We start from the raw sequence: 25,597 nt of genomic DNA on the forward strand, positions 1-25,597 counted from the left end.
TGACGGGGTCAGGGACGCGCGTGGCCCCCGACGGGCTGGCGGGGCGCCGCGGACGCCGGAGCGATCCCGGCTGCGGTCAGCGTCAGGCCGTCGGCGCCGCTGGCGTCGTGCATCATCTGGTCGACGAGGTTCCGATCGATGGCGGGTTCGCGACCGCCATAGAACTGCATCACGAGGGCGTTCGACGCATGGATCCAGAGGCTGGCCTGGCGCACGCCCTCGTTGACGGGCAGCTGGAGCATGAACCCCTCGTTGCGACGGAGCTTGTTCATCACGACGATGCGGAGGTGGGCGAGGATGCGGTCGTCGATATCGAACGATGCACGGTCTCGGTAGATGAGGCGTCCCACGGCTGGTCCTTTTCTGGCGCGCCGAAGCGTACCGGTTGAGCAAGGGCGGGACCACGCCGGGAAGCGAGGCAATGCGGGAGCATCAGTATTTCACCCCCGGAGACGTGTCGGCCGAGTCCGACCGATATATCGCCTGGAGATGCTTCGCCCGTGGACAAACTCCATTTCGGACCGAATCGGACCTGCTCTTGACGCGGCCGCGTTCGTGTTGCATGGTTACCTAGTCAAGTAACTAACCAACAAACGGAGATCGCATGATCGACGACGGCAGAGCGCTGTTCCTCCAGATAGCCGAGGGCGTGGAGGACCAGATCGTCGACGGTTCGCTGCCGGAAGAGAGCCGCGCGCCCTCCACGAACGAACTGGCAGCTTTTCACCGCATCAACCCCGCCACCGCCGCGAAAGGAATCGCTGTGCTCGTCGACAAGGGAGTCCTCTACAAACGCCGGGGAATCGGGATGTTCGTCGCCGACGGAGCCCGCGCACAGCTCCTGGGCGAACGGCGCTCGGCCTTCGCCGATCGCTACCTCGATCCGCTCCTGAGCGAGGCGCGCACGCTCGGCCTCGGCCCCGACGACCTCGCCGAACTCATCCGCGAGCGTGCCGCGCTCGTCTCCTCCCCCGCTCACCTCATCGAAGGGACCGCACGATGACCGCAGTGATCGAAGTGGCCGGCCTCCACAAGCGCTACCGTGACACCGACGCGCTGACCGATGTGTCGTTCGCCGTCGAGGCGGACGCGATCTACGGCCTGCTCGGGCGCAACGGCGCCGGCAAGACGACCCTGATGTCCATCCTCACCGCGCAGAATTTCGCGACCGGCGGGCGCGTACGGGTCTTCGGGGAAGACCCGTACGAGAACCCGCGGGTGCTATCGCGAATGTGCTTCGTCCGCGAGAGCCAGAAGTATCCGGATGACGCCAAACCCCGCCACGCGTTCGCGGCGGCGCGCCTGTTCTTCCCGAACTGGGACGACGACCTCGCCACCGACCTGATCGAGGCGTTCCAGATCCCCGTCGGACGCACGATCAAGAAGCTGTCGCGCGGCCAGCTCTCGGCGGTGGGTGTGGTCATCGGTCTTGCGTCGCGGGCCGAGATTACCTTCTTCGATGAGCCGTACCTGGGTCTCGACGCCGTCGCGCGCCAGATCTTCTACGACCGGCTGCTGCAGGACTACTCCCTGCACCCGCGCACGATCGTCCTGTCGAGTCACCTGATCGACGAGGTCGCCAATCTGCTCGAGCGCGTCATCGTGCTCGACGGTGGTCGCGTCGTGATGGACGAGGACACGGATGCCGTGCGCGAACGCGCGGCGACGATCATGGGCGACGCCGCCGCGGTCGACGCCTTCTGCGCGGGTCGCGAGGTTCTGCACCGTGAGACCTTGGGCCGCGTCGCGTCGGTCACCATCCTGGGCGCCCTGACAACCGAGGACCGCCGCCTGCTGGCGGACGCACGGCTGGAGGCCTCCCCGGTGTCGCTGCAGGAGTTCATCGTCCGATCCACCCAACACGCGGCGAGCACGCCGGCCGCCCCCGCCCAGGAAGGAGCGCTGCGATGAACCGCGCGCTGAAGGTCGTCCGCCTCCAACTCATCAACCGCCAGACCTTCGTCTGGATCCCGCTCATCATCCTGTTCGGGTCATTGGCGATCAGCCTGCTGCTCTACGGCATCATCCAGTCGTCGGGCGCCCGTGGGGTCATGATCAGCGGCGGGGTGCAGGCGCCGCTGTGGTACTTCGGCGTCATCGGGGCGCAGGCGCTGACCCGCACGTTCCCGTTCTCCCAGGCGATGAGCGTCACACGTGGTGACTTCTTCGTCGGAACGCTGCTGACGGCGGTGCTCACCGCGGGTCTGCTGTCGGTCGTCTTCGTCATCGGTGGCCTGCTCGAGCAGGCCACGAACGGGTACGGCATGAACGGGTGGTTCTTCTACATCCCGTGGGTGTGGGAAGCAGGCCCGGTGGCGGCCGGCATCGCCTACTTCGCCCTGGCGATGTTCGCCTTCGTCGTGGGTTTCTGGGCGGCGACGATCTTCAAGCGCTTCGGTGGCCTGACGACGGCCGTCACACTGGTGGGCGTCGGCCTCGCTCTCGTCGCGGCAGCGTGGCTCATCACGGCGACCCGCTCGTGGGCGACCGTCGGTGAGACCGTTGTGACGCTGGGGGCGTTCGGGCTGGCCGTCTGCGGCATCGTGCTCACGTTCGCGCTGGCCGCATCGTCGTTCGCGACCCTGCGCCGCGCGATTCCCTGACTGCGGCGATGACGGGCCGGATCGCGATGGGCGGTTCGGCCCCTTCGCGGCTCCCGGGCTCTGGGGTCGTCTCGCACCGTCACCCCGGGCGATCTGTCCGCGGCTCGGGACGCGACGCTTCTCGCCCCGAGCCGGTCGGACTTTTCACGGCCGCCGGGCCCCGGGCCGAACACCGCCGGGCTGCGCTGTCGAGGCGTATCCCCAGCCTGGCGCGCACCACGGTCGATAGGGTCGAAGGGATCTGCGATCATCCGACCCACGAGAGAGAAAACCCGTGAGCCATCACCGCACCTCCACCGACCAGGAGGGCCGATCTTCGAGCCCCCTCTTTTCGAGAGGGGGTGAAATCTGATGCTGGCTGCGGCCTTGACACTCCTGGTGGGTGTCATCGTGACTCTTGCGATCATCGTCGCGTGCGGTTTCTTCGTCGCGCAGGAGTTCGCCTACATGTCGGTCGACCGCTCGCGCATGGCGGCGCTGGCCGAGAAGGGCGATGCGCAGGCGAAGCGCGTCCTCGCCATCACCAAGCGCACGTCGTTCATGCTCTCGGGCGCCCAGTTGGGCATCACCGTCACGGGACTGCTCATCGGCTACGTCGCCGAGCCGTTGATCGGAGAGTCGCTGGGGACACTGCTGGGCGGTGTGGGCATCGACCCGGCCGTCTCGGTGCTCATCGGCACCGTGGGAGCGCTGCTGCTGGCGACCATCGTGACGATGATCTTCGGTGAGCTGTACCCGAAGAACCTCGCCATCGCGAGCCCCGAGCCCCTCGCCCGCGCCCTCGCCATGCCCACGCGCATCTACCTCATGCTGTTCGGGTGGCTCATCACCGTCTTCGACGTCGCCGCCAACGCGCTGCTCCGTCTGCTGCGCATCGAGCCGTTGGAAGACGTCGACGAGAGTGCCACCGCGCGCGACCTCGAGGCCATCATCGAGGAGTCGCGCCAGAGCGGCGATCTGCCCGACGACCTGTCGATCATCATCGACCGCATCCTCGACTTCCCCCAGCGCGACGTCGAGCACGCGATGGTCCCCCGCTCCCAGATCGACTCGGTGACGCCCGACACCACGGTCGGCGAGGTGCGAGCGCTCATGGCGACGGGCCACACGCGCTACCCGGTGATCGGTGACGAAGACTCCCCCGTCGGCGTCGTCGAGCTCATCGACCTCCTGCGCGAGCAGCCTGCCGACGACGCCCCCGTGGCATCCGTCATGCGCGCCGCCGTCGTCATCCCCACCTCGATGCTGCTTCCCGTGGCGTTGGACCGCATGCGGCACTCGCGCAACGAACTCGCGTGCGTGGTCGACGAGTACGGCAACTTCGACGGCATCCTGACCATCGAAGACCTCACGGAAGAAGTGATCGGCGAGCTGTCCGATGAGCACGACGTCGAGACCGCCGAGGCGGCGTCCGTCGGCGACGACGCGTGGAGCGTGCCGGGCGACCTGCACCTCGACGAACTCGAGCGCCTCATCGGGCACGACCTCGCCGAGAGCGACGTCGAGACCGTCGCGGGTCTCGTCATCGAGACGCACGGCGACCTGCCGCCCGTCGGCACCGTGGTGCGGATCGACCTCCCCGAGCGTCCGGGCGAGACCGTTCAAGGGATCGACATCGACCGCTGGCTGGCCGTGGAGGTCACCGAGGTCGACCGTCACGTCCCCGCACAGGTGCGCGTGCAGCTGCACGAGGTGGATCGGGATGCCGAGCCCGCCGACGACGCGCGTGCCATCGATGAGGAGGTGACCCGATGAACGGCTGGACCGTCGCCCTCATCACGACGGCGCTGATCGTCGCGAGCGCGTTCTTCGTCATCGTCGAATTCGCCCTGCTCGCCGCACGCCGTCACCGCCTGGAAGAGGAGGCCGCCACCAGCGCCTCCGCCCGCGCTGCGCTTCGCGGTGTCAACGAGCTGACCGTCATGCTCGCCTTCGCGCAGCTCGGCATCACCGCCTGCACGTTCTTGCTCGGTGCCATCACAAAGCCCGCCATCGACTACGCGCTCGCGCCGGTGTTCGAGATGTGGGGTCTGCCGTACGTGCTGGCCGACGTCATCGCGTTCATGCTCGCGCTGATCGTGGTGACGTTCCTGCACCTCGTCATCGGCGAGATGGCACCCAAGTCGTGGGCGATCGCGCACCCCGAGACGGCGGCGAAGGCCACCGGCATCCTGGCCCGTGCGCTCACGTGGCCTCTGCGCCCGTTCCTGCTGTGGATCAACCACATCGCCAACCGTCTGGTGAGGGCGTCGGGCGTGGAGCCGGTCGACAAGGCCGCCGCCGGTGGCCAGGACGCCGACACCATCCGTGAGCTCGTCGCGCACTCGCGCCAGGCGGGCACGCTGGAGCAGAAGTACTCGGAACCGATCGCGCGGGCCATCGCCCTCGGTACGCTCACCGTCGGCGATATCGTGCGCACCGATCGCTCCCCCACCGCTGTACGGATGGATGCCACGGTCGCCGACATCCAGGCGGTCGCCGCCTCGTCGACGCACCTGCGCATCCTCGTCGGCTCCGGGGCGACATCTCGCGTGGTACACGTGCGCGATACGCTCGCGGTCGATGCCGCCACGCCGGCGCTCGACATCGCGCGCGAGCCCCTGCGGCTGGGACCGGATGCCTCGGCGTACGACGCCCTCGCGCGCATGCGCCGCGGCCGCGTGCAGCTCGCGACGGTCGTCGAGGGCGAGCGGTTGATCGGGGTCGTGACGCTCGACGACCTGCTGCGCGAAATCCTGCCCGGACCGGGCGAGGTGGCCGAGGTCGCGGCGCGATAGGCGCGGTTTCAGGTTCGGGGCGGGTTCTGCGCTTCGGGGCGGACTGCTCCCGCCCCGAACGGCGGGATCCGCCCCGAACCGCGTCGGCAGCGGGACGGTCGGTATCGCACGTCCGGCGGCGCGCGATCCGGCCAGAACGGCAGGGGGCGGTGGGACGTATCGATGGCGTTCGGAGTGTCAAGCCATCACGGACGTCCGGCGGGGCGGCGTACCGTCGCCCGCGTCAACCACTCCCCTTTCCCCAAGGACTCCCATGAGCAAGATCTGGTTCATCACCGGCGCATCCAAGGGCTTCGGCCGCGAGTGGGCCGAAGCGGCCCTCGAGCGCGGCGACAGCGTCGCCGGTACCGCGCGCAACCTCGACGACGTCCGCGACCTCGTCGATGCGTACCCCGACACGTTTCTGCCCCTGCAGCTCGACGTGACCGACCACGCCGCCGACACCGCCGCGGTGAAGGCCGCGCATGAGCGGTTCGGCCGCCTCGACGTCGTCGTCAACAACGCCGGGTTCGGTCACTTCGGAATGGTGGAGGAACTCACCGAAGACGAGGTGCGCGCGCAGATGGAGACGAACTTCTTCGGCGCACTCTGGGTCACCCAGGCGGCATTGCCCGTCTTGCGCGAGCAGGGGTCGGGCCACATCATCCAGGTGTCCAGCATCGGGGGTATCAGCGCGTTCCCGAGCGTCGGGGTCTATCACGCCTCGAAGTGGGCGCTGGAGGGACTGTCGCAGTCGCTCGCGCAAGAGGTCGCCGGTTTCGGCATCCACGTCACCCTCATCGAGCCCGGCGGATACTCGACCGATTGGTCGGGCCCGTCGGCGAAGCGCAGCGAAGAGATCGAGGCGTACGCCGACGTGCGGGAGCAGGCATCCAAGCGCCCGTCGGCCGCTGACCCGGGGAAGCCCGAGGCCACGCGCTCCGCCATCCTGAAGGTGGTGGATGCCGAGAAGCCTCCGCTGCGCATCTTCTTCGGCAAGGCACCCCTCGCCATCGCCGAGCGCGACTACGAATCGCGCCTGCAGACGTGGCGCGAGTGGCAGCCGGTGTCGGAGGAGGCGCACGGGTCCTGAGAACGGGTGGGGTGGGGGTACGCGGTGGGTCACCGCAGGTAGGAATCGACGAGCAGCGGACCCCGGATGCCGCGGAAGGCACCGATCAGTCGGTCGAGAGCGGCGGGGTTCCAGACCGTCAGCGGCACGTCGTGCGGCCCGAGCGGTTCGAGGCGGCCGAGCCGCAGGCGCACCACCTCCCACCCGGCACCGCGCAGCGCGCGGTCCTTGCGGCGGTCGGCGTCTGCGCGGCGCCCGACGTGCTCGAGGCCGTAACGGCCGATCGTGTCGTACTCGACCGCGATCCGCAGCTCGGGGAAGACGAAGTCGGGCCACACCTCGAGGTGGTCGAAGAAGGGACGGCCGACCCGGACGGCGTTGAGTCCCTCCGTGAGCGTCAGACGGTCGCGCAGGTCGGCACGAACGCGATCCTCGGCGGCTGACGCGGGCCTCGGCGCGCAGGCCGAGACGAATGCCTCGCCGACGGCGACCGGGGGCGTCTTGTCGCACAGCCTCGACGGGCGACGGGGTGGCCGGGGGCGGAGCACCGTCTTCTCGGTGACGGCGGGCACGATCACCGACTCGCACATCGGCAGCGCGACCACGCGTGTCGGGTTCGCGAGCTCGCTGCACTCGGGGCACCAGGCGCTGCGCCGGCGTTGTCGTCCCGGTCGCTGACGTTGCTCCTGCGGAGTGGCGGCGAAGCGATGGCCCGCGTCGCATTGCCAGAGCAGCAGCACATCGGCCGCGGGAGGCACTTGGCTGAGGACGATCCCTGCATTGAGGTCGGGGTGGTACTGACGCATCAGGGCGGGGTACGCAGCCCACTCCTCGCGATAGGCACCCACCGGGTAGGGCACGTCACGCTCCTTCGACCACTGCCGTCGCGACCACCAGGCCTGCACTCTCTCCGCCACCGGAGGCACGTTAGCGGCGACCACGGACATCGACTCCGCCACGGCGCAACCGGCGCCCGCCCGGCCGTGGCGTATCGTCGACGCCCCCGGCTCGTCAGAGCCTGAGCGCGAGAGCGTTCGCGGTTAAGCCCGCGGCCGTGCCGCACAGCACGATGGTGTCCCCGGGGCCGACCTGTCCCTCGTCGAGACTGGTTGCGAGCATGAACGGCACCGAAGAGGACACCATGTTGCCGAATTCCGCGACGCGGTCGACATACGCGTCGCGCGGGATGCCGATCCGGCGCATCGCGATGCCGAGCGCCCTGCTCGCCTGATGCGGCACGACGAGGCCGATCTCGTCGAGACCGAGACCGACACGGGCGAAGAACCGGTCGAAGAAATCGGGCAGTACAGCCAGCATGCCCAAGAGCGCCCGTCGCCCGTTCATCGCGAAAAGGTAGTCGGAGGGGTCGCCGTCGGTATAGGACTGGGCCGGATGCAGCGACAGTCCGCCACGGAGTTCGGTGTCGTGTGCGTGCGCGGGCCACGTCTGTTGCAGGCTGCCGAGAACTCCGGGCGCGCTCTCCCCGCCGGCTCCTCGCGTGAGCACGACGGCGGCGGCGGCGTCCGAGAAGAGCTCGAAGCTCTCGCGCTGGCCGGCGTCGAGGAATCGGGATCCGACATCGCCGGAGACGATGAGCACGCGCTCGTAGTCGCCGGCGGCGAGGTAGCGGGACGCGATGTCCACCGCCGTGATGAAGCTGGTGCAGGTCGAATTGACGTCGAAGGCGGCGGCGCCGGCACGAGGGGCGACGCGCTCCATGACGAGTGCGGCCGTGCAGGGGATCGGCTGCACGCCGGCCGCACAGGCGGCGATGATGCAGTCGATGTCGTCAGGGTGAAGGTCTGCTCGTCGGAGGGCGTCCTCAGCCGCCGCGGCGAGCATGTCGAGCTGCGACATGCCGTCCGGGATGCGGTAGCGCGTCTGGCTCCCGAACGTGACCACCTCGTCGGGGAGGTATGTCCCCCACCCCGCCAGCCGGCACGGTCGGAGCGGAGGCCGCTGCCCGATCGGTGGGTGCTGGGGCATCCTCGTCTCCCTCGTGGTCACAGCAGGTTCCTCCCGGCCGGGTGCCGATCGTGGCTGAAGAGGAGTCGGAGCCCGTCCTGCTCGGCGGCCAGGAGCATCTGCGCGGTGGTGCGCTGCGTGGTCGCGTCGTGACTGACCAGTCGCGGGAGGGCGCGGATGCGACGCTCCTCGCCGAGCAGGTCGCGCCCCCAGGCCGCGTCTCCGGCGAGCAGCACCCGGTCTTCGATGAGGGCGCCGAGGTGACCTCGGGCGTGACCGGGCAGATCGACGAGCAGATACGACCCGTCGCCGAAGAGGTCCGCGGTGCGGAGACCGTGCGGACCGGGCGCGAACACGGGCGGCGGGAGCACCGTCGCCGCCTCGAACCACGGCGGCAGCAGCCGTCGGAGCACGCCGTCGCGCAGCCGCGGTCGCTCGAGGGTGCGGCGAACCCCGTCGCTGAGGACGAATGCGGCGTCGGGGAAGAAGCGGACGCCGCCGATGTGGTCCGGGTGCAGGTGCGAGAGGACGACGTGCGTGATCGAGGCGGGATCGAGCTGCTCGGCAATCGTGTCGCCCGCGCCGACGCGAGGCGGCAGCATCCTGCGGTACGCCCACCCGCTCAGCCCGGCGCGCCACGGTTCGGGCGCGTAGCCGGTGTCGAAGAGCACGCGCCGCGCACCGAAGCGGTACAGGAACGCCCCGGCCGGGAAGACACGCCGCTCCCGACGGGTACCGCGCAGCAACCGGCTCATGTCGTGGGAGGTCTCGCCGCAGGCGAAGAAGACCAGCTCAGACACGCGCGTACCCCGCGAGGCTCTCGTCGAGCGAAACCGCGGGCCGATAGCCGAGCAGATCGCGCGCGCGGGAGATGTCGAGCGTCTGCGAATGGGCGATCGTCGTGACGGTGTATCGCGTGACGGGCGGCTCGGGATGCCCGGGAAGAACCCCGCACACGGCCTCCAGCAGTGCAGCGACCCCGTAGGCGACCGGGGTCGGCACCGGCCGGTACCGCGGCTCGAGACTCAGCCCCGCCAGCAACTGCTCGAGCACCGCGCGGAACGGACGAGGATCCCCGTTCGTGATGTTGAACGCCTGCCCGTGCACATCGGGCGCCTCGGCCGCGAGCCGCACCGCCATCGCGACGTTCTCCACCGCTGTCAGGTCGATGAGTCCCCGTCCGCCGCGCATCAGGGGGATGCCGAACCGCTCGCGGACACGCAGGATCCGGGGGACGAGGCTGGGGTCGCCGCGGCCGATGATGCCGCGGGGTCGAAGGATGACGATCTCCGGTCCCGTGCCCTGCGTCGCCGCATGCTGCAGCAGGGACTCCGCCTCGAGTTTCGATCGGATGTAGCCGTTCATCGGATGCCGCGGATCGACCTCGCCCTCCCGGATGCCGATCCGATCGCGAGGGGCGGCGTAGATGCCCGGGGAGGAGATGTGCACGAGTCGACGCGATCCGGCGCGTCGGGCGAACTCGAGCACCCGCGCGGTACCGGTGACGTTGGCGTGCTCGAACTGTGCCCAGCGACCCCAGGGCGAGGAGAGCGCCGCGCAGTGCACGACCACATCGACGGTGCGGCCGAGGTCGACCCGGGCGAGGTCGTCGAGGTCGCCGACGAAGGTCTCCCCCGCGGGCAGGGCGGCGGCGTTGCGTCCCGACGCGATCACGTCGTAGCCGTGGGCGCGGAGTTCTCGCACGACGTACCCGCCGAGAAAACCGCTCGCGCCGGTGACCAGCGCCGTCTCCCCTCGACGCGCCGGGCCCGGCGCACCCACCTCTGCTGCTGCCCCCATTCGGCCGATCCTACGGCCGTCGGCCCTAGGATTCGGGACATGCGGATCGCCCTGGTGACCGACTACTACCTGCCCACGCTCGGTGGCGTGCAGACCGCGGTGAAGTCGCTCCGGGAAGCGCTCACCCGAGCCGGTCTCGAGGTGACGGTGTTCTGCCCCCTGGCTCACGGCAGCGACGACCGCTCGATCGTCGCATTGCCCACCTCCCGGGTGTTCCGGCCCGACGGCTACCCGTTCACGTGGTCGCCGCGCGACGCGGTGGCGGTGCTCCGGCGGGAGTTCGCCGAGCGGCGCATCGACGTGGTGCACACGCATTCCGAGATGTTCGCCGCTCTCGCGGGGGTGCGAGCGGCTCGGGATCTGGGAATTCCGGTCGTCCACACCATGCACGGCCGCGTGGACGTGTACACGACGAGTGTCGTTCCTCTCCCCCGCGTCACCGTTCCCCTGCTGGCCGCCCTCCACTCCCGGCAGATCAGCCATCGCGGTCTCCGCGTGCGCGCCGACGCGCCCTACACGGCCACCTCGCCGGCGAGACGCATGTGGCGCCTCATGCTCGCTCAGTCGCGCGCGAGCGACCAGGTGATCGTCCCGTCGACACACTTCGCACGGAAACTCGAGGAGCAAGGGGTGCGGACACCCGTCTCGGTCGTGTCGAACGGGCTCGAGCAGAGCGTGCTCGACCGCGTCGGCGCGCCCATCGAGCGTCGACTCGCCCCCGGGGAGACTCTGCGTCTGCTGTGGGTCGGACGACTCTCGCCGGAGAAGCGTCCCGCGGTGATCGCCGAGGCAGCGCGGTCGTTCGACCGCGACGTCTCGGTGGACGTCTACGGCGACGGCCTCTCGCGACGCTCGATCGAGCGGATGGGCTCCCCCCTGGTCCTGCACGGGTCGGTGTCGCAGCAGGAGGTGCTCGACGCCATGCGGGCGAGCCACCTGCTGGTGTCGAGCTCGTACGACTTCGACAATCAACCGATGGTGATGCTGGAAGCGGCGGCATCCGGTCTTCCCGTGCTCTTCTGCGACCCCGATCTCAGCGAGGTCGTACCGCCGGGCGGTGGCTTCCTCACCGACACCCCGGACGCCGCGGGCATCACCGCGCTCGTGGCGCGCCTTCGGAGGGAACCCGAAACGATCACCGCCGCGAGCGCGGCCATGATCCGGGCACGCCCTCAGGTCGCACAGCGGATCGAACCGGTGGTCGAGGTCTACGAGTCCGCGATCACCGGCGTCGCTTCGGCACGGTGAACCCCTGTTCGACGCATTCCCGCCGTGCGGTGAGGAGCATGGTCGGCACAGCGTCGGAGCGCACTCCTGCCGCGTCGTCGCGGGCTCTCGTAGGGCGGGTGGGACTTGAACCCACGATCGTCGGGTTATGAGCCCGCTGCCTTGACCAGCTTGGCCACCGCCCCCAGCGACGACGAGCCTACCGGCATCCGTCCCGCGTCGCCGCCCGCGGCACGGCACCCGTCTCCCGTCGCTGTTGGCGTCACGGCACTCGTCTCCCGTCGCTGTTGGCGTCACGGCATCCGTCTCCCGTCGCCGCTCGCGTCGCGGCTTCCGTCGCCGCCACGGCATCCGCGAGATCACCTGTCCTTAGCGAGATGACCCGCCGATGCGCGCCGGAAGAGGTGATCTCGCGCATCGCCGGTCATCTCGGCGACAACCGCCCGACGGCCCGCGACGCGAAACCGCACGGAGCCCGCGTCAGTGCACCCGCGGCTTCTTCGGCTTGCCGTCGGCGGTGATCTGCGGGTGGTGCTTCGTCAGCTGGATGACACCCCACGTGGCGATCGCGCCGGCGATGGCGAAGCCGATGAGCGCCCATGCGGGGGCGGTGGAGGCCTCGCCGAGCACGAGCAGGCCGATCAGCACGGCGACGATGGGGTCGATCACGGTGAGCCCGGCGATCACCAGGTCGGGAGGACCGACCGAGTACGCGGTCTGCACGAAGTACGCGCCCACGGCGACGGCGGCGAGGAGCGCCACGAGGCACAGCAGGGTCAGCCACTCGAAGTTGCCCGCCTGCGCGCGGCTGATCACGACCTTGGCGAGGGTGGCGACGAAGCCGTAGATGACGCCCGCGGCCATGATGTAGAACAACGCCTGGGCGCGGCGACGCACCAGCACCCAGAAGACGCCGAACACGACCACGACCAAGGCCAGGATGCCCAGGATGATCAGCAGCTCGCGTTCGGTGACGACCTGCTCGGTGGCGAAGAACGCCGCGATCGTGACGAAGACGAGGATGCCGCCGACGCACAGGGCGATGGCAATGAGCGACTGCCGGGTCGGTTTGTGGCGCGACACCCGAGCGTTCAGCACGGTGGTGATCACGAGGGCGATCGCACCGAGCGGCTGCACGAGGATCAGCGGCGCCACCGAGAGCGCTGCCAGCTGACACACGATCGCCAAGCCCAGCATGACGGTGCCCGCCATCCACGACGGGCGTGTCAGCAGCGACGTCAGCTGCGACCGCGAGAGGCCGCCGGTCGTCTTGCCGCCCGAAAGGCGCTCGACCTTCTGCACGCCGCGGTGCTGGTACTGCGCTCCGAACGACATGAACACCGCGCCGAGCAGGGCCAGCGGGATGCCGAGGAGGATGCGCGGGTCGCGGAAGACGCCGACGAGTTGGTCGATTCCGTCGCTGAGAGTGGCATCGAGCGGGATCACCCCTCGACAGTAGCCGCCCCTCCGCTGGTTAGGCTGGAGGCGTGGCCGTACTCCCGATTCGCATCATGGGCGATCCCGTGCTGCACGCACCCGCCGCCCGTGTCGACGAGATCACCGATGAGGTGCGTCAGCTCGTCGCCGACATGTTCGAGACGATGGATGCCGCACCCGGTGTCGGCCTCGCCGCCCCCCAAGTGGGTGTGGGGCTGCGGATCTTCACGTACACGTACGAAGACGACGAGGGTCAGCCCTGGCGGGGGGTCGTGATCAACCCGGAGCTGTGGATCCGTCCGCTCGAGCCCGGCTACCCCGACCCCGACGACGAGAGCGAGGGCTGCCTGTCGTTCCCCGGCGAGCGCTTCCCGCTGCGTCGTTCGGAGGCGGCGCTGCTCACCGGCACCGACCTCGACGGGCACTCGGTGCGTGTCGAGGTCACGGGGTGGCGCGCTCGCATCCTGCAGCACGAATTCGACCACCTCGACGGCATCCTGTACGTCGACCGTCTCGACGACGAAGACAGCCGCGTCGTGGCCAAGATCGCGAAGAAGCGCAAGTGGGGCAAGCCCGGGGCATCGTGGATGCCGGGCGTGGACGACATCGACGCGTGACGGCCTGACATCGCGTCGATCGCCCTCGTTGGGGAGGCGCGGCGAGACGCTTTTGTTCCCGCACCGTCGAGCTCAGACGCGGGATTCGTGGCGATGCGGGATGACGTGCGCCGGCGCCTCCCCGGCCGGCATCCATTCGCACGTGAAGCTGCCGCGGTAACCGAACAGGAACCCGAAACGCTCGTTGTCGACGCGCATCTCGACATGGAAGCGACCGTCGCGCTCGTCGAAGTGCTCGCGCAGGCTCGCTCGCCCGCTGAAGAGCATCGGGAAGCGGAATCCGAAGCGTCCCTCGTAGAACCGCTGCTCCCCCGAGCGCAGGATCAACGCCCCCTCGTCGTCGACCGTGAGGTCGAGGTCGACCGCGAGGTGCTGGTGCGTACCGAGGTAGTCGACGATGCGCCCGTCGGCGAGGATCATGGTCGCGTCGAACCGTGCCGGGCGGCCGTCGATCTCGTACTCGCGCACGAACGTCACGGTCTCGCGGCCGAACGGGTCGCGGTAGGGGCGGTTCCAGATGACGAACGGCACGTCGCTCCCGACGGCCGGCACGAGGATGTTACGGAGCTTGCCGATCTGCAGGAATGGGACGGTCCACCACGGTCCGCGTCGGATCTCGGTCATGACCCCGCGGCCCACGCACGCCTCGCCCCCGTCCAGGCCCACGCTGAAGCGCCGCTGCATCATCGGGTGCAACCGGGCGAAGTCGACGCCGAGCGCCTCGGCGAAGATCGAGATCATCGGTCCCCTCCCGGCAGAGGCAGTGCGGCCAGGGTCTCCGGAGCGTCGTCGAGAGCGCGGCGCCGGTGCGGCGGGATGCGGCGGCAACGGCGTGCCAGGGGTCTCTCGTCGCGCCAGAGGGCCGCCGCGGTCAAGAGCGTCCACGTCTCGGGCGGCCGTCCCGTCTCAAGCCACAGCCGGAGCCGGTCGAAGCTCCACGCGGTGGCCCACCCGACGAGGGGACGCACGACCATGTCGAGCACTCCCCATCCGGGTGTGTAGTCGTACCCGGTCGAGAAGCGGATGCCATGGGCCGTGGGCTCGTAGCGCCAGTACCCGCGGCCGTCGCGAAGCGGGGAAAGACGGTCCGCGGTGGTGAATCGCAGCGCCGAGGTGCGCGTGCCATCGGGGCGGGATGTCTCCCCGATGCTGATGCCGTGGCCACGGACGGTATGGACGGGCGTGTGCCGTTCGTACAAGAAACGGGCGGCGCCGTCGGCTGTGCGCGTGGTCGGAGTGATGCGCGAGAAGCGGACGTCCCACCGCACGTGCTGGCGCGGATCCTGCGTCGCGGTCCACACCTCGTCGAGGGTCGCCCGAATTGTGGTCTCGACGTAGATCCCCTGTCCCCCCATGCGTTCAGCCTAGGGTCGGGGGCGCCTGCGCTCCGGCAGCAGGTCGCGTGGCGGGCGGCGTCCGCCGGGTCAGCCCGCGGCGAAGCTGTGCAGGTGCAGCTCGTCGCTGATCGCCTCACTCGCGAGGCGGCCTCGCACGCTGGTCCCCTGCGCATCGAGGGGCGGACTCACGACGGCGGCGCCGAGGCGGCCGGGAGCGGCGAGGACGATGGCCCCCGACACGCTGGACTTCGCCGGAACGCCGACGGCTCGCATCCACCGGCCCGATCCGTCGTAGACGCCGCAGGTCGCCATGACCGAAACCACGTCTCGCGCCACGCGTGCGGGCACGACGCGCACGCCCGTACGGGGGTTCACACCGCCGCACGCGAGGGTGGCGCCCATGACGGCCAGGGTCTCGGCATCCACCAGGGTCGCGCAGGCCCGCGCGTAGACGGCGACGGCGTCATCCGCACTGACCTGCATGGTGCCCTCGGCTCGCATGAGGTGGGCGAGGGCGTGGTTACGGTCGCCGAGCAGGTGCTCATTGTGCGCGACGTCCTCGTCGACCGCGAGGTCGTGCCCCGCGAAAGCAGCGAGTCCCTCGGCGATGCGGGCGTCGCGCGCGGCGGGGTCGGAACCGCGCACGAGGGATGCCGTGAGCAGGGCTCCCGCGTTGACCATGGGGTTGGGTGGCCGGCCCGTGCCGCTCTCGAGCTTGATCGCGTCGAATGATTCCCCGGTCGGCTCGATCCCCACACGGTCGAGCGCCTCGCCCTCGGTGTCGAGCAGCGCCAGGGCGAACAGGAACGGCTTCACCGCCGATTGGATGCTGAAGGCGACGTCGGCGTCGGTCGTCACGCGGGCGGTGCCGTCGGGAAGGACGAGCGCCACCGCGCAGAGCTCGGGATCGGCGTCTGCGAGCTGAGGGATGCTGTCGTCCACCTCTCCGCCGCGTTCATTCATCAGCCGGGCACGGAGGGCATCGAGGTCGTACCGGTGCGGGTCGGGGATCACATGTCCACCCTCGCAGTGATCGACCGTCTCGCCGACCGGGTTGCAGAGAAGCTACGCGCGCGGACGGGCTGCGCCATTATGCGTGCCGCCCCCGATGACCGCCAGCCCCCGGCGGAACCGCCCCCGCGCGCCTAGTGTGCGATCAGGCGGTGACCCCGCGCCGCTCCCGCAGTACCGCTCCGCGAAGGACCCGATGAGTCACGCCCCCGACCTCTCGATGCCTCACACGGGCGACATCCTCGGTGGGCGCTACATCCTCCGCGAACGCATCGGCGCCGGTGGAATGGGACGCGTCTTCCGCGCGCGCGATGAGGTGCTCGCCCGTGACGTCGCGATCAAGATCTTCCACGCCGACGGCGCCGGCGAACCCGAACCGCTGCGTCGCCTGTCGGAGGCGCGAGCGCTCGCGGCCCTCGACCACCCCTCGCTCGTCACCCTCTACGACGCCCGCCTCGTCGGTGAAGGTCACGTCTATCTCGTCATGGAGTTGGTCACCGGACCGTCGTTGCAGCGCCGCATCGAGCAGCGGGCGATCCCCGCAGCGGAACTCGCCGGCATCCTGAGCGACCTCGCCGGGGCCCTCGCCGTCGTCCACGAGGCGGGCATCGTGCACCGCGACGTCAAGCCGTCGAACGTCCTGCTGCGACCGCTGCACGGGGCGGCCCGAGAGTCCGAGGCCGTTCTCGCCGACTTCGGCGTCGCCCACCTCATCGACGCGACGCGGTTGACCACCCCGGGCACCGTCATCGGCACTGCCGCCTACCTCGCGCCGGAGCAGGTCCGCGGCGAAGCACCGCAGGCCGCGTCCGACATCTATGCGTTGGGCTTGCTGGCTATCGAGGCGTTGACGCGCCTGCATCCGTTCGGTGCCGGTTCATTGCAGGAGACCCTGCTCGCGCGTCTGGCCCGCCAGCCCGACGTTCCGAATTCGGTGGGTCCACGGTGGCGTTCGCTGCTGGATGCCATGACGGCCGCGGACGCGGGTATGCGACCCACCGCCGCGGAGGTGGCCGCGTGTGCGACCGCGCTCGCCGCAGAGGATCACACCGTCGTCCCGGATGCCGCGAAGCAGACGCCGGTATGGATGCTGCCGACCGCTCTCATCACCGCGCCGACGGCGACACCCGATGACGCGTCTACGCCGTCGACCGCCGTCCAGGATGCGCTCGGCGTCGCCGCGTCGGGCGCGCCGGAACCGGCCGACGCCGTGCTCGTCTCCGCACCGTCCGATGCCGCACGTCTTGCGGGCCGGACGGATGCCGCGAGTTCGCGCCGCGGGACCGGACGCCGTCCGCGACGCCGGGGATGGGCGTGGGGAGCGGCGAGCATCGGTGCGGCCCTGATCGTCGGGGGGCATCTGGCGGCCTTCTCGCTCGGAGCCGCCGGGGGCGCGACCTCGGACCCGGCCCCGGTGCCGGTGATGACTCCCGCCCCCGCGGCCACACCGGCGACGGGGAGCACGCAGGACACACCCCTCGACACCGCGGCACCGGTCTCGGAGACGTCCCCCGCGGAGGACGCCGTTGCGGAGCGGAGCCCCGAGGCGACGACGCCGGTGCAGGCGCCCGTGAGCGTCGAGCGGGCCACCGTGGTGTCGGACGACGCGGGGGTGGGTGCGGAAACGGTTCCGGCGAACCCCGCAGATCGGCTGCCGGAGGCGGTCGCGGGGAACGGTTCCGACCCCGGCGGAGTGGCGGACGGTACGTCGGCCGGGCCGGGTCGTGGCGGCCCGGAGGGCAAGGGGCGACCGGACTCCCCCGGGAAGTCGGATGACAGCAGAGGGCGGGGCAACGGGGTCTCGGACAAGAACTGACCGGCGCTGGCGTCCGCCGTACGGACGGGCAATCGCGTCTCGCGGCGCCAGCCGGCGCATCCGTCAGGGTTGTACACCGTTGGTCAACCGGCGTACGACCTCGGATGACGCGGGGATCTCGAGCTGACCGGGGGAATAACGAAGGCCCGCCTCTCGTGAGGCGGGCCTTTCATTGGCTCCCCGGCTTGGACTCGAACCAAGAACCTATCGGTTAACAGCCGATTGCTCTGCCAATTGAGCTACCGAGGATCATGCCCGCCTTGCGGTGGGCAACCCCACGATACTAACAGCACGCGGGGGCGGCGAGAAAATCAGGGGGATGAAAGACGTCTCTCGGGCGTGCCGTCGGGAGTCCACTGCACGGCGTCCCCACCATGGCCGAGGCCCACAGCGTGACCGGCGTGGAGCACGAGCACGTCGGCATCCAGTTCCCGTGGCGCGTCGGCGTCGTTCGTCACGATGAGGGAGGCCATGTCGCGTTCGTCGCGGCGGCGGGTGATCGCTGTGCGGGCGGCGGCGCGCACCTCGAGGTCGAGGTTGGCGTACAGGTCGTCGGCGACGAACAGGCGCGGCTCGAGCACGAGCGCGCGCGCGAGGGCGACGCGTTGGCGCATGCCGGCGCTGAGCTCGTACGGGTACTTCGGGGCGGTGCCGAGGGGCAGCTCCATCTCGTCGAGCAGCGTCGCCACGCGCACCGCGAGCGCTCGGGTGTTGACGCGCCGGTCGCGGCTCGTGATCGGCTCGGAGATGACGTCGTGCACTGTGAGGCGCGATGGCAGCGCCGCTCCCGCGCCCTGCGGAAGGTACCCGGTGTGGAAGACCCACTCGCGGCGCGCCCTGCCCGGGTGCCGGGCCGAGATCCCGTGCACGCGCGCGTCACCGCCGACGACGCTCAGCCCGTCGTCGGGATGGCCGGCGAGGAGCGAGACGAGCGACGACTTGCCCGCCCCCGTGGCGCCGCGGACGACCAGCGTCCGTCCCGGCAGCAGCGTGAAGGTGATGCCGTCGATCACGCGCACGCCACTGCGAGCGAGCGAGAGGTCGTCGGTGCGGAGGACGACGTCGGTGTCGAGGATCCGGGGCATCTGCCAATCCTCGCCCACGAGGGTGAGGGATGCCAACGGCGCGCCCGGAGAGCGCATGCCGGGATGACGTGCGCCTCTCGAGACCCCAGGCGGATGCCGAGACCGTGTCCGGTGGATGCGGATGACCCGCGGTCTCCACAACGCCCTGCGGTCTCGGCGCGAACCACCTCCACCGCCGCCGCCGCGGGCGCCCGCTACGAGACGATCAGGCGCTGCCTGTCGGCATCCAATTCACGAAGGCGGAGGCGCAGACGGCGCCCCTCTTCGGAGTCGGCCGGCACGCGCTGGATGCCCCGGAGCAAGTCGTCCTTCTCGCGCTGCAGCTGACGCACCAGCAGCCCGCGGGCGAGATCGTTCGCCGAGGCCACCGCGCCCTCTTCGGTGCGCGCGGGGAACTCCGCGGTCAGCAGCTCGGCGGCGAGGGAGCGGAACGGCTCGCGCACCGCCTCGACGGCCGCGACCGCCCAGCCGGGCTGAGAGAGGTCAGTGGATGCCAGCGAGCTGCGCACGGCTTCGAGGGCGGGGTGGCCGAACGGTAGCTGCAGCGCGCGGAGGAACACGTCGGGCTCGATCCGGTGCCCGTACTGCAGGAAGGCCATCATCGCCCCCCGCTCGAGGGCGACGTCGCGCGTGTTCGGCAGCGATGCCATCGTGACCGACACCGCGATGGGCGCGGGCTCGGCGACGCGGGCGTTCTCGCGCTGCTCGGCGCGGTCTGCCCCGCGCGCGGCCCGCTCGACGGCGGCCTGCACCTCGGGCATGTCGAGGCCGAGACGACGGGCCAGCACCCGGACGTACCCGGGACGCAGGGAGGGGTCGCGGATGTCGGCGACGATGGGGGCCGCCGCGCGGAGCGCGCCCGCACGCCCCTCGACGCTGGCGAGGTCGAAGTCTTTCAGGCGCTGATCGATGACGAACTCGAACATGGGGTTCTTGTTCTCCATGAGCGCGCGCACGGCGCCGTCGCCCCGCTGCAGGCGCAGATCGCAGGGGTCGAGCCCCTCGGGGGCGACCGCCACGTACGTCTGCGCCGCGAACCGCTTCTCGTCGGCGAAAGCGCGCAACGCCGCCTTCTGCCCCGCGGCATCGGGATCGAAGGTGAAGACGACCTCGCCCGACGAGCTGTCGTCGCCCATGACGCGACGGAGCACCGTGATGTGATCGGTGCCGAAGGCCGTACCGCACGAGGCGATCGCCGTGGTGACCCCCGCGAGGTGGCAGGCCATGACGTCGGTGTACCCCTCGACGACGACCACCCGGTGCGATCGTGAGATGTCGCGCTTGGCCAGATCGAGGCCGTACAGCACCTGCGACTTCTTGTAGATCAGCGTCTCGGGGGTGTTGAGGTACTTCGGGCCCTGGTCGTCGTCGAACAGCTTGCGGGCACCGAAGCCGATCACCTGGCCCGTCACATCGCGGATGGGCCAAATCAGCCGCCCGCGGAAGCGGTCGTATACTCCCCCGCGTTGATTGGTCGACACCAGCCCCGCCTTCTCGAGCTCGTCGCGGGAGAACTTCTGCGCCGTCAGGTGGTCGAAGAGATTCGACCACCCCTTCGGGGCATAGCCGACGCCGAAGTGGGCCGCCGCTCCCGCGTCGAAGCCGCGGTCGCCGAGGAAGCGCCGTCCGATCTCGGCCTCGGGGGTCATCAGCTGGGAGCGGAAGTACTCGGCCGCGGCCGCATTCGCGGCGTACAGCCGCGAGCGTCCGGTGGTCTCGGGGGCCGCTCCCCCGTCTTCGTAGTGCAGGGTGAAGCCGACCCGCGCGGCCATGCGCTCGACCGCCTCGGTGAACGACACGTGGTCCAGCGCACGCAGGAACGAGTAGACGTCGCCCGACTCACCGCAGCCGAAGCAGTGGTAGTACCCGACCTGCGGGCGCACGTTGAAGCTCGGCGACCGCTCGTCGTGGAAGGGGCACAGGCCCTTCATCGACCCGACGCCGGCAGGCTTCAGCGCTACGCGTTCACCGATCACGTCGGCGATGTTGACCCGCGCCTTCACCTCGTCGACGTCGGCCTGGCGGATGCGGGCCATCAGACATCCGCTCGCGCGGCGCGGGCGCCGGGTGCCCACACGCCGAGTTCGGCGGCATCGACCTCGCCGACGAGCCGGCCGTGCCACGCGATCGCCAGTTGGTCCGTCAGACTCGCCACCTGGTCGACCACCACGCGGCGACGGGCGGTGTCGTCGGCGGCCGCGGCGAAGTCGGGTGCGTGCAGCGCGTCGAGCGCACCGGGGTTCTCCCACATCGCGGATGCCAGTCGCTTCAGCACGTTGCGCTGCTCGCGGTAGAGCACCTTGCGGCCGTCGATCGAGACGACGGTGGCGCCGATGATGCCCTTCAGCACCGCCATCTCGACCTCGACGGCGGCGGGGACGACGACGTGCGCCCGGTAACGCGTGAGCTGGTCGGCGGGATACGCCTCGCGGGTGGCGGCGGTGGCAGCACGCGCGAAGCGGCCGATGAGGTCGGAGGTGAGGTTCTTCAAGCGTGCGAGCGCGGGACGCGTGCCGTCGAACGACGGGATCCATTCCGGCATGGCCATGAGCCGCTCGAGTCCGGCATCGAGATCGTCGCGCACGAAGTCGTACCCCACCCAGCGCTGGATGGCGTCGAGCAGCCCCTCGCGGCCGACCCGGGATGCCAGACGCGCGGGGTCGACGTAGCGGTTGACGACCGCGTCTTCGAAATCGTGCACCGAATAGGCGATGTCGTCGGAGAGGTCCATGGCCTCGGCCTCGATGCACCGCTGGCGGGCGGGCGCTCCGCCACGCATCCAGTGGAACACCGGTTCGTCATCGGGGTACACCCCAAACTTGAGGCGCCCACCCGGATCGGGGACGGGCTCGTCGGCCGTCCACGGGTACTTGCAGGTGGCGTCGAGGCTCGACCGGGTGAGGTTGAGGCCGAACGGTCGACCGTCGGCGCCGAAGACCTTGGGTTCGAGCCGGGTGAGGATGCGCAGCGTCTGCGCGTTGCCCTCGAACCCCCCGATGTCTTCCGCCCACTCGTTCAGCGCGCGTTCGCCGTTGTGCCCGAACGGCGGGTGACCGAGGTCGTGGCTGAGGCACGCCGTGTCGACGACGTCGGGCGACAGCTGCAGGGCGGTCGCGAGCTCTCGGCCGACCTGGGCCACCTCGAGCGAGTGCGTGAGCCGGTTGCGGGCGAAGTCGGCGGGGCTCGCCGGGCTCAGCACCTGGGTCTTGGCGGCGAGGCGGCGCAGAGCCGCGGAGTGCAGCACGCGGGCGCGGTCGCGGGCGAAGTCGTCGCGCTGCGAGCGGTGCTTCTCGACGTGGAAACGGGCAGCGTCCGCGTCGTCGTACCCGAGGGGTCGGGCGGCGGTCACCGCGACCTCAGCCACCGCTGTGGTCCAGCTCCGCGTCGGCCAGGGCACGCCCGGCGTCGTCGCCGATCTCGCGCGAGGCGAGCCATCCGTCGGGGAGCGCCGGACGCTTGGGGGTGCCGGCACGACCGCGCTGGCCCTCGGCCGCGGCCCCGGGGTACGGGGCGTCGAGTTCCATCGTGGCGAGCAGGTCGTCGAACTCGTCGAGGGTCGATGCCGTCGCGAGGCTCGCCCGCAACTCACCGCCGACGGGGTACCCCTTGAAGTACCAGGCGACGTGCTTGCGGATGTCACGGCATCCGCGACCCTCGTCGTCGAAGAACTCGACCAGCAACTCCGCGTGTCGGCGGAAGGCCCGGGCGACGAACCCGAGGGTGGCGTCGACCGGCGCGCCGTGAGCGGCATCGGGGCCGCCGAGCGCGCGGGCAAGATCGCCGAAGAGCCACGGGCGGCCGAGGCAGCCGCGACCGACCACGACCCCGTCGCAGCCGGTCTCGGTCATCATGCGCACGGCATCGTCGGCCGACCAGATGTCGCCGTTGCCGAGTACCGGGACGCTCGTCACGGTCTCTTTGAGCTTCGTGATGGCGGACCAGTCGGCGTGGCCCGAGTAGAACTCGCTCGCCGTGCGGGCGTGCAGGGCGATGGATGCCACCCCGGCACCCTCGGCGATGCGACCGGCCTCGAGATAAGTGAGGTAATCGGCGTCGATGCCTTTTCGCATCTTGATCGTCAGCGGAGTGCTGCCGGCGGCACGCACGGCTCGCTCGACGATCTCGCGGAACAGGGAGGTCTTCCACGGCAGCGCGGCACCGCCGCCGCGGCGGGTGACCTTCGGCACGGGGCACCCGAAGTTGAGGTCGATGTGGTCGGCGTGGTCTTCATCGACGATCAGGCGCACGGCCGCTTCGACGGTGGCCGGGTCGACGCCGTAGAGCTGGATGGAGCGCGGGGTCTCGGACTCGTGGTGACGGATGAGCCGCATCGTGGTGTCGTTGCGTTCCACGAGTGCACGGGTCGTGATCATCTCGCTCACGTAGAGGCCGGCTCCGTACTCGCGACAGAGGCGGCGGAACGCGGTGTTCGTGATGCCGGCCATGGGCGCGAGGACGACCGGAGCGTCGAGCTCGATGTTTCCGATGCGGAGCGTCCGCGCCGGGGCCGTTGCCGTGGTCATCGTTTCATTCTCCCAGACGTCGTGCGACAGCGGTGCCCACGCCGGTCGGACCGGCGGCGGACACCGCTGTGGAGGATGGATCAGGCGTCGGCGGTCGCGGATGCCTCGCGACGCTCGCCCCACACCTGGCGGGCGATCTGCGTGAACGCCTCGACCGGCTGCGCACCGCTCACGCCGTACTTGCCGTCGATGACGAAGAACGGAACGCCCGTGATGCCGAACTGCTGCGCCTGAGCCTGGTCGGCGCGTACCGCGGCACGGTAGCGCTGCGACGCGAGCGCGTCGCGCGCGGCATCCTCGTCCAGCCCCGCCTCGACGGCGAGCTGCACGAGGTCGTCGTCGCGCCCGACGTGCTTGCCCTCGAGGAAGTACGCCGACATGAGAATTTCGGCGAGTTCGAGCTGACGCCCGTTCTCTTTCGCGAAGTGCAGCAGCTCATGCGCCTTGACGGTGTTGGTGTGCTTGAGGAGATCGAAGCGGTAGGTCAGCCCCGCGTCGGCGGCGACGCCGGTGACCCGATCGAGCATCTCCCGCGCCGACTCGGGCGAGATGCCCTTGTGCTGCGAGAGGTAGTCGACCTCTCCCCCGTCGAAGTCCTCGGGGGTGTCGGGTGAGAGCTCGTACGAGTGGTACTCGATCTCGACGACCGGGGCGTCGTCGTCGGCGGCCGTAGCGGCCAGGCCGTTCTCGAGGTTCCGCTTGCCGATGTAGCACCAGGGGCAGGCGATGTCACTCCACACGTCGATCTTGATGGCATCCGTCATATCGCGTGCAACTCCTTCGATGGTGGATCTATTCCGTTCGCGGCATCCGTCACGCGGTCGGGGTGTCGACCGCACCACCGAAGCGGCGGTCGCGCGACAGGTACAGCCCGATCGCGTCCCAGAGGTGCGTGCGACGAAAGTCGGGCCACAGGGTGTCGAGGAACACCATCTCGGCGTACGCCGACTCCCACAGCAGGAAGTTCGAGGTACGCTGCTCGCCGCTGGAGCGCACGAACAGGTCCACGTCGGGCATGTCGGGCTGGTACAGGTTCTTGCGGATCAGCTTCTCGGTCACCGCCGAGGGCTTCAGGCGGCCCGCGGCGATGTCGTCGCCGATGCGGCGCATGGCATCCACGATCTCGATCCGCCCGCCGTAGTTGACGCACATCGTGAGGGTTAGGGTGGAGTTGCCTTCGGTCAGGCGTTCGGCGTGCTGCAGTTCCTTGATGACCGAGCCCCACAGACGGGGCTTCCGACCCGACCAGCGGATGCGCACGCCCCACTCGTTCAGCTGGTCGCGGCGGCGGTGCAGTACCTCGCGGTTGAAGCCCATGAGGAAGCGCACCTCGTCGGGTGAGCGCGACCAGTTCTCGGTCGAGAAGGCGTAGACCGACAGGTGTCGTACACCGGCCTGGATGGCGCCGGCGACGACGTCGAGCAGCGCCGCCTCGCCCGCCCGGTGCCCCTCGACGCGGGTGAGACCCTGGCGGTTCGCCCATCGGCCGTTGCCGTCCATGACGATGGCGACGTGCTCGGGCACTGCGCCCCGCGGGTAGGACGGCGGGTACTCCCCGGTCCAGTCCAGCGGGCGATACGGCACGGCGTCGCGGTGCGTGAACGGCTTCGGTGTCATCGATACGACTCCAGGTGCGGGAGGGAACGGATGCCGCGCTCCAGGTGGAACTGCGCGTAGGCGGCTACGAGGCCCGAGGCCGCCGCCGTCGTGCGACCGGGGGCGGCGTCGATGGTCTCCCACTCCCCCGCCATCAGCGCGCGGAGCATGTCGACCGTGTCGCGCGCGACGCGCGGCGACCCCGCCGGGGCGCAGGTCGAGCAGATCACGCCGCCGAGCTGCGGCAGGAAGTAGTCGTGATCGCCGACCGTGCCGCAACGGGCGCACTCGGTCAGCCCCGGCGCCCAGCCCGAGAGGGCCATCGCGCGCAGCAGGTACGAGTCGAGCACGCTTCGCTCGGGGTGCTCGCCCCGGGCGAGGGAACGGAGCCCGCCGACCAGCAGCAGGTACTGCTGGGGGGTCGCCTCGGCTTCGTTGAGACGGTCGGCGGTCTCCACCATGGCGCTGGCGGTGGTGTAGACGTCGTAGTTCGCCACGATGTCGGCGCCGTACGAGCCGAGCGACTCCGCCTGCTGCACGATGTCGAGGTTGCGTCCCTTGAACAGCTGCACGTCGGCGACCATGAACGGTTCGAGCCGCGACCCGAACTTCGAGGAGGTGCGGCGCACGCCCTTGGCGACCGCACGGATCTTGCCGTTGCGGCGGCTGAGCAGGGTGAGGATGCGGTCCGCCTCCCCGAGCTTGTGGGTACGCAGGACCACGACCTCGTCGCGGTAGGTGGGCACAGTCCA

Annotated in this window: 25 protein-coding genes and 2 tRNA genes; 9 read left to right on the forward strand and 18 right to left on the reverse strand. The window is 70.1% G+C overall.

The genetic code is table 11. The features are described 5' to 3' along the window. Positions 1-8: 8 nt before the first annotated feature. A complete protein-coding gene (locus ACXKZF_RS07975) occupies positions 9-350 on the reverse strand; it encodes a DUF7882 family protein (protein WP_082484892.1) in 342 nt (113 codons plus the stop codon). Positions 351-604: 254 nt separating this feature from the next. On the opposite strand from ACXKZF_RS07975, the gene ACXKZF_RS07980 reads away from it, so the two are divergent. The 6 genes from ACXKZF_RS07980 to ACXKZF_RS08005 all read left to right on the forward strand — a co-directional run bounded on the left by ACXKZF_RS07980 (position 605) and on the right by ACXKZF_RS08005 (position 6,452). Further along, a complete protein-coding gene (locus tag ACXKZF_RS07980) occupies positions 605-1,003 on the forward strand; it encodes a GntR family transcriptional regulator (protein WP_055954530.1) in 399 nt (132 codons plus the stop codon). Next, entirely contained in the window at positions 1,000-1,911 is a 912-nt protein-coding gene (locus ACXKZF_RS07985) for an ABC transporter ATP-binding protein (protein WP_243222332.1), read from the forward strand. The genes ACXKZF_RS07980 and ACXKZF_RS07985 overlap by 4 nt, the downstream gene beginning before the upstream one ends. Next, on the forward strand, positions 1,908-2,603 hold the full coding sequence (locus tag ACXKZF_RS07990; RefSeq protein WP_243222331.1) for a hypothetical protein: 696 nt from the start codon (positions 1,908-1,910) through the stop codon (positions 2,601-2,603). Before ACXKZF_RS07985 ends, ACXKZF_RS07990 begins: the two co-directional genes overlap by 4 nt. Before the next feature lie 351 nt (positions 2,604-2,954). Continuing rightward, entirely contained in the window at positions 2,955-4,358 is a 1,404-nt protein-coding gene (locus tag ACXKZF_RS07995; RefSeq protein WP_055954520.1) for a hemolysin family protein, read from the forward strand. Continuing rightward, complete coding sequence (locus tag ACXKZF_RS08000; protein WP_488985927.1) at positions 4,355-5,380, forward strand: CNNM domain-containing protein; 1,026 nt, start codon at positions 4,355-4,357, stop codon at positions 5,378-5,380. Before ACXKZF_RS07995 ends, ACXKZF_RS08000 begins: the two co-directional genes overlap by 4 nt. A 253-nt stretch (positions 5,381-5,633) precedes the next feature. Beyond that, positions 5,634-6,452, forward strand: coding sequence for an SDR family oxidoreductase (locus tag ACXKZF_RS08005; protein ID WP_055954515.1), 819 nt, complete (start codon positions 5,634-5,636; stop codon positions 6,450-6,452). 29 nt (positions 6,453-6,481) lie between these two features. On the opposite strand, the gene ACXKZF_RS08010 is transcribed toward ACXKZF_RS08005, so the two are convergent. The 4 genes from ACXKZF_RS08010 to ACXKZF_RS08025 all read right to left on the reverse strand — a co-directional run bounded on the left by ACXKZF_RS08010 (position 6,482) and on the right by ACXKZF_RS08025 (position 10,196). Beyond that, positions 6,482-7,348, reverse strand: a complete 867-nt coding sequence (locus ACXKZF_RS08010; RefSeq protein WP_488985928.1) for a zinc-ribbon domain-containing protein — start codon at positions 7,346-7,348, stop codon at positions 6,482-6,484. A 94-nt stretch (positions 7,349-7,442) separates the two neighbouring features. Beyond that, the gene (locus tag ACXKZF_RS08015; protein ID WP_488985929.1) at positions 7,443-8,417 is read right to left on the reverse strand and encodes a 3-oxoacyl-ACP synthase III family protein; all 975 of its coding nucleotides are present in this window, start codon (positions 8,415-8,417) and stop codon (positions 7,443-7,445) included. A gap of 17 nt (positions 8,418-8,434) precedes the next feature. Continuing rightward, positions 8,435-9,196: an MBL fold metallo-hydrolase gene (locus tag ACXKZF_RS08020; RefSeq protein ID WP_488985930.1), complete on the reverse strand. Its 762-nt coding sequence runs from the start codon at positions 9,194-9,196 to the stop codon at positions 8,435-8,437. Beyond that, a complete protein-coding gene (locus ACXKZF_RS08025; RefSeq protein ID WP_488985931.1) occupies positions 9,189-10,196 on the reverse strand; it encodes an NAD-dependent epimerase/dehydratase family protein in 1,008 nt (335 codons plus the stop codon). The genes ACXKZF_RS08020 and ACXKZF_RS08025 overlap by 8 nt, the downstream gene beginning before the upstream one ends. Before the next feature lie 39 nt (positions 10,197-10,235). Between ACXKZF_RS08025 and ACXKZF_RS08030 the strand changes: the two genes are divergently transcribed. Continuing rightward, the gene (locus ACXKZF_RS08030) at positions 10,236-11,444 is read left to right on the forward strand and encodes a glycosyltransferase (protein WP_488985932.1); all 1,209 of its coding nucleotides are present in this window, start codon (positions 10,236-10,238) and stop codon (positions 11,442-11,444) included. Positions 11,445-11,534: 90 nt separating this feature from the next. Here the strand turns inward: ACXKZF_RS08030 and ACXKZF_RS08035 are convergent. Beyond that, positions 11,535-11,608 (reverse strand) — tRNA-Ile (locus ACXKZF_RS08035). A gap of 295 nt (positions 11,609-11,903) precedes the next feature. After that, positions 11,904-12,869 carry a DMT family transporter gene (locus ACXKZF_RS08040; protein ID WP_488985933.1) on the reverse strand — a complete coding sequence of 322 codons (966 nt, stop codon included), beginning with the start codon at positions 12,867-12,869 and terminating at the stop codon, positions 11,904-11,906. A gap of 41 nt (positions 12,870-12,910) precedes the next feature. Here ACXKZF_RS08040 and def point away from each other — a divergent pair, with 41 nt between their 5' ends. After that, the gene (def, locus tag ACXKZF_RS08045; RefSeq protein ID WP_183419786.1) at positions 12,911-13,477 is read left to right on the forward strand and encodes a peptide deformylase; all 567 of its coding nucleotides are present in this window, start codon (positions 12,911-12,913) and stop codon (positions 13,475-13,477) included. A gap of 72 nt (positions 13,478-13,549) precedes the next feature. On the opposite strand, the gene ACXKZF_RS08050 is transcribed toward def, so the two are convergent. The 3 genes from ACXKZF_RS08050 to glsA all read right to left on the reverse strand — a co-directional run bounded on the left by ACXKZF_RS08050 (position 13,550) and on the right by glsA (position 15,828). Beyond that, positions 13,550-14,218 (reverse strand): DUF4166 domain-containing protein, encoded by a 669-nt coding sequence (locus ACXKZF_RS08050; protein ID WP_488985934.1) that lies wholly within the window; start codon positions 14,216-14,218, stop codon positions 13,550-13,552. Next, complete coding sequence (locus tag ACXKZF_RS08055; RefSeq protein ID WP_488985935.1) at positions 14,215-14,832, reverse strand: SRPBCC family protein; 618 nt, start codon at positions 14,830-14,832, stop codon at positions 14,215-14,217. Before ACXKZF_RS08055 ends, ACXKZF_RS08050 begins: the two co-directional genes overlap by 4 nt. A 69-nt stretch (positions 14,833-14,901) precedes the next feature. Next, positions 14,902-15,828 (reverse strand): glutaminase A, encoded by a 927-nt coding sequence (glsA, locus tag ACXKZF_RS08060; protein WP_488985936.1) that lies wholly within the window; start codon positions 15,826-15,828, stop codon positions 14,902-14,904. A gap of 193 nt (positions 15,829-16,021) precedes the next feature. Between glsA and ACXKZF_RS08065 the strand changes: the two genes are divergently transcribed. Further along, positions 16,022-17,641: a serine/threonine-protein kinase gene (locus ACXKZF_RS08065; RefSeq protein ID WP_488985937.1), complete on the forward strand. Its 1,620-nt coding sequence runs from the start codon at positions 16,022-16,024 to the stop codon at positions 17,639-17,641. A gap of 173 nt (positions 17,642-17,814) precedes the next feature. Here ACXKZF_RS08065 and ACXKZF_RS08070 read toward each other — a convergent pair. The 8 genes from ACXKZF_RS08070 to recO form a co-directional block, all read right to left on the reverse strand. After that, positions 17,815-17,890: transfer RNA gene (locus tag ACXKZF_RS08070), tRNA-Asn, on the reverse strand. A 62-nt stretch (positions 17,891-17,952) separates the two neighbouring features. Continuing rightward, positions 17,953-18,726, reverse strand: a complete 774-nt coding sequence (locus ACXKZF_RS08075; RefSeq protein WP_055954492.1) for an ATP-binding cassette domain-containing protein — start codon at positions 18,724-18,726, stop codon at positions 17,953-17,955. Positions 18,727-18,920: 194 nt separating this feature from the next. Beyond that, the gene (dnaG, locus tag ACXKZF_RS08080) at positions 18,921-20,762 is read right to left on the reverse strand and encodes a DNA primase (protein ID WP_488985938.1); all 1,842 of its coding nucleotides are present in this window, start codon (positions 20,760-20,762) and stop codon (positions 18,921-18,923) included. After that, positions 20,762-22,075 carry a deoxyguanosinetriphosphate triphosphohydrolase gene (locus ACXKZF_RS08085; protein ID WP_488985939.1) on the reverse strand — a complete coding sequence of 438 codons (1,314 nt, stop codon included), beginning with the start codon at positions 22,073-22,075 and terminating at the stop codon, positions 20,762-20,764. The genes dnaG and ACXKZF_RS08085 overlap by 1 nt, the downstream gene beginning before the upstream one ends. Before the next feature lie 7 nt (positions 22,076-22,082). Continuing rightward, complete coding sequence (gene dusB, locus ACXKZF_RS08090) at positions 22,083-23,249, reverse strand: tRNA dihydrouridine synthase DusB (RefSeq protein WP_488985940.1); 1,167 nt, start codon at positions 23,247-23,249, stop codon at positions 22,083-22,085. Between the two features lie 80 nt (positions 23,250-23,329). Then, positions 23,330-24,013, reverse strand: a complete 684-nt coding sequence (locus tag ACXKZF_RS08095) for a DsbA family oxidoreductase (protein ID WP_488985941.1) — start codon at positions 24,011-24,013, stop codon at positions 23,330-23,332. Positions 24,014-24,062: 49 nt separating this feature from the next. Then, a complete protein-coding gene (locus ACXKZF_RS08100; RefSeq protein ID WP_055954477.1) occupies positions 24,063-24,866 on the reverse strand; it encodes an isoprenyl transferase in 804 nt (267 codons plus the stop codon). Further along, positions 24,863-25,591: a DNA repair protein RecO gene (recO, locus tag ACXKZF_RS08105; RefSeq protein WP_055954474.1), complete on the reverse strand. Its 729-nt coding sequence runs from the start codon at positions 25,589-25,591 to the stop codon at positions 24,863-24,865. The genes ACXKZF_RS08100 and recO overlap by 4 nt, the downstream gene beginning before the upstream one ends. Positions 25,592-25,597 lie beyond the last annotated feature (6 nt).

This window comes from Microbacterium sp. ABR10, assembly GCF_057812175.1.